We start from the raw sequence: 4,858 nt of genomic DNA on the forward strand, positions 1-4,858 counted from the left end.
TTTTCTTTAAATATATTTGGGTAGGCTTCGCTAATTATCGGCAAAACTTCCACTTCAATTGCAGGTGTCCATGCTGCAAGGCTTCCTATTTCAAGCCTTATATTTTGTGTTAAATAATTAGATTCAAAGATTTTAGGATATTTACATAGAATTGTTTGTGGGTCTATTGTATCTATGGAAAATTCAAAGTCCATGTCCTTTAAATCTTGTTCTAAAACTTTTAAAAATTGGTCTTTTAAAAATACTTCTGTCTTTTCATTAACTTCTTTGTTAAATTTATCTTGCTTGGTATTTGACCTTTTTAACCATGGTTCTTTTTCTTCATATCCTAATACTCGCCAATCTAAGATTAGATCTATATCTTCAGAAAATCTTTCAATGAGTCCATAACACTTTGAAAGTGATGTGCCACCTTTAAAAGTAAAATATTCTTTCCATTTATTTTCATTAAATAGATAGTCTAAGATAAAACTAACCCAATAGTCTTTTTCAATGACTGCTTCAGATATATTTTTCTTTCTTGCAGTATTGACTATTAAAACTCTTAAATCGTCCTTGTTTACTATATAAAACTTATTCATTTTTGCCCTCACAAATTTCTCTTATTACTTCATATATCCATGATGGAACTGATTTTGACTCATTCTTTAAGTCTTTTCTTTCTTTTTCAGTTAAGTTTTCTCTTATATTTTGTATAACTTCGCTGGTTATATTTTCTTTACCTAGAGACTTAATTGCTTGAATAACTGTTGCAGTCTTTAGGGACATATTGGCAATTTCTCCTGGATTTACTTTTTTAAATTCTAAAATGGTATCTCCAATTTTATATTCCTTATATCTTCCACTAGATATATATTTATAGTGAGTTGGAACTTGTGTGGAAAGTCCTAATAAGTTTAAGGCTGTGCTATTATAGGGAGCAATATTCCAATTGTATTTTCTTGCTATGGCAAGTGCTAACTCGTGAATTGATACTGCTTCGTACTCTCCAATTAACTCGCTATATCTTGGACTGTAATAAAAGCCATCAATGACACGCTTGATTTTATCTTCATTTACCATTCTATTCAATGTCTTTCTAGCAGTTTCATAAGAAGCAATATCTAAAAAGTCATTAGCAAAAAATACTTTATGTGAGTCAAAATCATTTATTTTATCTGATATTTTTTCTGTATATGAACTCATTACAATCCTCCTTTGTCCCAAATATCATATCATATCTGGGACAAAAGTTCAATTGTACTTAAATTTCATATCTTTATAATAGTTCATCATCTTCATCTAAAGATTCTTCATGACTTTCTTCATTGTCAGATTCATCTTCTGACTCACTAATATAATCCTCATCATCTTCTTCAAAGTCATCCAACATTTTATCTTCCTTAGCTTTGACTACTTTAAAATAATATCCTGCTCCTATAACTCCTCCAATTACAAGTGCAACAATTAGAAATGAATCTATCCCGCTTTTCTTTTCTTCTTTTACTGGAACAGTCTTAGGTTCTTCTTTTTTTACTTCTTCTTTCTTAGGCTCTTCAACCTTTATAGTGTTTTTATCTTCTGATTCAATCATATTAAGTAGGTCTTGCTCTCCTACTTCTGTCAATAGCCTTACATTATCTTGATTTGATGAGTGATCTACTATTAGGTGCATGGTTTTTCCACTTTTGGTTTGAAATGTTAAAAATTGTCTTACATCTACTGGATTTTCTTTATCTTTTTCTGTATCTCCACTTGGTGTAATATCTTTTCCATTCCTATCTACATTTTCAATTACTGAACCTCTTGCCTTATTTTCTTGTGTCGCAAGATTATTTACTGCCTTTGTATTACCACCTTTTACAAGTGGTGTTTTCTTAGGAGGATTATTTGAAGGCTTATTTGCTTCACTTATATTTCCTGGTATTCTTGGAACATCTTGATAAGGAATTTCTTCTTTTGACGGTGTAAAAACATCATCTTTCAACATTTTCTCAAATTCTTCTTTTTGTGGTTCATAGATTGATTCGTTTTGACTTTCAATTTGTCCTTCATTTGTCATCGCAAATGTAGTTGCTGGTACTGTAAATGTAAAAAGGAGTAACGCTATGGCTACTCCTCGTTTAATGCTCTTATTCATTTTTCTATCCTTTCTTATTTTACATTTTTAAATACATAGACTGCTTTTCTAGTATTATCCCATTCTATTGTTTGCTTTTTACCATCTTTAATATCTCCATGACTAGCTCCGAAAGCTTTGGCAATATTTGAAATTGAAGCATGAATTCTTCCATTTATAATCACTGGCTTAACATCTGAATTGTAGACCTTTCCATCTGAATCTTTCATAATACCAGTATCAATATTTAGTCTTAATGTCTTTTTAGCTAAGATATTATTCTCTTTATTTGAGAAAATGGCTTCACGAGTAGAGTTGTCATACTCAACATTAAAACCTAGAGTATAAGCAATATATCTTACTGGAATCATAGTTCTTCCTTGGTCTACATAAGTCTTTACATCCATGTAGACTGTTGTCTTACCATCTTTATTGATAATGTTATAAAAGTTTTTGTCTACTTGGAAAACTGCAAATTCTTTTTCATCTTTAACTTGTTTTTCACCTTGTTTTTTCATCTTATTAAGATCAAATTGATTTAGGATATTCTTGTCATCAGCTTTCAAAATTTCGTCCCACTTTTTGTCTTGAGATTTCTCATCTTCTTTCTTCTCTTTATTTTCTTTTTGGAGTTTTAGAAGTTCATCTAATTTTTTAGATAAGTCTTGATTTAGATTTTTATCTTTTTCATCTTTAGTTTGTTTTTCAATTTCTTCTTTCGCTTTTTTATTTGCTTCCTCTATTAACTTCTTTGCTTCTTCAATTTTCTTATCTAAATCTTCTTTTAGCTTTTTAATTTCTTCTTCAGAAGCTTTTTGTTTATCTTCTAATCCTTTAATCTTCTCTTCTAATTCTTTTTTTGTATTTTCAGAAGATTCTTTTAAACTATCAATAGCCTTTTGAAGCTCTTCAATTTTCTTACAGCATTCTGACTTAGAATTTTCTGTCTCTTTCTTTTTAGACTCAAGGTCTTTTATCTTAGCATCTTTTTCATCAAGAGCTTTTTCTAAGTCCTTAATTTTATTATCTTTATCCTCTATTTCTTTAGTCTTCCTTGCTAGTTCTCCTTCTAAAGACTCGAGCTTTTCTTGCATTTCTTTGATTTTATTTTCGTTTTTGTCGGTCTTCTCTTTCTCAGCTTCTAACTCCCATTTTGTAGATGAATAATCTTCTTTTAGTTTTGCATTTTCATCTTGTAATCTTTTTAATTCATCTTTAAGCTGAGTAATTTCTGCTATTAGTTCATCATTATTAGAGTTTTTAAGATCCTCAATTTCTTTATTCAATTGAGCAATCTTATTATATTTATCTCTAATCTCTTCTTCTAGCTTAGCTTTTTCTTGTTTTATTTTCTCTCCGTTATCTTTGCAAGATTCTAACTTTTCCTTTAATTCATCTATCTTTGATTGGTCTTCTTGTTTCTTATCATTTAAGTCTTTGATCTGATTTTCTAAGTCCTTAATGTTTTTAGTTAAATCATCAATCTTATTATCCTTTTCATCAATATCTTGTCCTGTTAGATCCGTTTGAGTATCAATGGAATATTTATTTGGATTGTAAATCTTGATAGTTCCTGAATAGTAGTATTTTGGAACTGAAAAGTCCAATTCTACCATTTCTACATCTTTTGGAAATGTCAATCCTCCATCTTCATTTTTGATTAGATTTTTGTAATTAGAAATTCCAAGTTCTCCATTATATCCTAGATTATTAAGATAGAACGGATTTTGTTTTGGTCTATATTCTACAACTTGATTCCCTATTAATTTAGCTCCAGTATTATTAAGTTTAGGATTGCTTGGTGCATTAATTCTCCTTAATGCGTTCTTATAAAAAGCTCCACCTTCAATAACTTCAACACTATCTGGAATATCAATTTCTTCTAGTTCGTTTTCAAAGAATAATCCATCTTTTATAACCTTTAACCCTTTTGGAAGTCTAGCTCTTTTTATCTTATTTTCTCTAAAAGCAGCACCACCAAGGTTTGTTACTGAATCAGGAATATAGATTTCTTCTAAATTTGTATTGTTAAATGCCCAACTTTCAATTGTTTTTAAATTGCTTGGCAATTTAATTTCTCTTATTGGACAATATACAAAAGAGTTGCTCTTAATTGTTTCTAAAGATTCTGGTAGAGTAATCTTCAAATCTTTTAACTTTGATATTCTAGGAATATCAAACATATTTTGTGAGTAACCAGAACTATTTATATATCCTATGGTTTTAGTACCTTCTAAAAACTTAATTTCTTGAGTTTTCTCTGCTTTTTCCCACCCTGTTTTACTTAGTCCTGCTACATGAGTCTTATCTCCTTGATGGTAAATAAAATCATCTTCCGTCCAAGTAACATCAGACTTTGCAAACGCACTTGTATGCACAGTTGATGTTAAAACTAATAAAAGAGCCATAAAAAAGGCTCTTAGTCTGTTCGTGTTAAATTTCTTCATTATGAATATTCTCCTTTACTTTTAATTTTTCTTCTCTTTTTCTATCATTGATTTTCTCCATTAATTCTTCCAAGCTAATATTGTTCCTCCTAAGAGTTACAATTATTTCTTCATTTTCAACTTTTATTTCTTCATCGCAAATTTCCTTGTATTTTGCATTTAAATCTTTCAACTTCTCTTCTATTTTTTTCTTTTTGTTCCTAATACTTATAAGCTTTCTGTTCACATAATATCTCCCTTCTATCTTGGTCTTCCAAAACCATAAAAGTGTGATTTCCAATATTTTGAATTTATTGATGTGTATTGAATTGGA

The 4,858-nt window shown here is 29.5% G+C and carries 5 protein-coding genes; all 5 read right to left on the minus strand.

The annotated features are described in order from the left end of the window. Positions 1–581: nucleotidyl transferase AbiEii/AbiGii toxin family protein (locus tag DES33_RS09330; RefSeq protein WP_146199880.1), on the minus strand; the 581-nt coding region annotated here is incomplete at its 3' end. Further along, the gene (locus tag DES33_RS09335; protein ID WP_110058812.1) at positions 574–1,185 is read right to left on the minus strand and encodes a DUF6088 family protein; all 612 of its coding nucleotides are present in this window, start codon (positions 1,183–1,185) and stop codon (positions 574–576) included. The genes DES33_RS09330 and DES33_RS09335, both read right to left, overlap by 8 nt. Before the next feature lie 73 nt (positions 1,186–1,258). Then, a complete protein-coding gene (locus tag DES33_RS09340) occupies positions 1,259–2,119 on the minus strand; it encodes a CD1107 family mobile element protein (protein WP_110058813.1) in 861 nt (286 codons plus the stop codon). Positions 2,120–2,133: 14 nt separating this feature from the next. Beyond that, the gene (locus tag DES33_RS09345) at positions 2,134–4,545 is read right to left on the minus strand and encodes a leucine-rich repeat protein (RefSeq protein ID WP_110058814.1); all 2,412 of its coding nucleotides are present in this window, start codon (positions 4,543–4,545) and stop codon (positions 2,134–2,136) included. Next, on the minus strand, positions 4,532–4,771 hold the full coding sequence (locus DES33_RS09350) for a hypothetical protein (RefSeq protein ID WP_110058815.1): 240 nt from the start codon (positions 4,769–4,771) through the stop codon (positions 4,532–4,534). The genes DES33_RS09345 and DES33_RS09350 overlap by 14 nt, the downstream gene beginning before the upstream one ends. Positions 4,772–4,858: the final 87 nt, after the last annotated feature.

It is taken from the genome of Finegoldia magna (assembly GCF_003182075.1).
Taxonomy (GTDB): domain Bacteria; phylum Bacillota; class Clostridia; order Tissierellales; family Peptoniphilaceae; genus Finegoldia; species Finegoldia magna.

Coding starts and splice junctions, on each gene's coding strand:
- DES33_RS09335 (WP_110058812.1), bottom strand. CDS start 1,185: ATGAGTTCATATACAGAAAAAATATCAGATAAAATAAATGATTTTGAC.
- DES33_RS09345 (WP_110058814.1), bottom strand. CDS start 4,545: ATGAAGAAATTTAACACGAACAGACTAAGAGCCTTTTTTATGGCTCTT.
- DES33_RS09340 (WP_110058813.1), bottom strand. CDS start 2,119: ATGAATAAGAGCATTAAACGAGGAGTAGCCATAGCGTTACTCCTTTTT.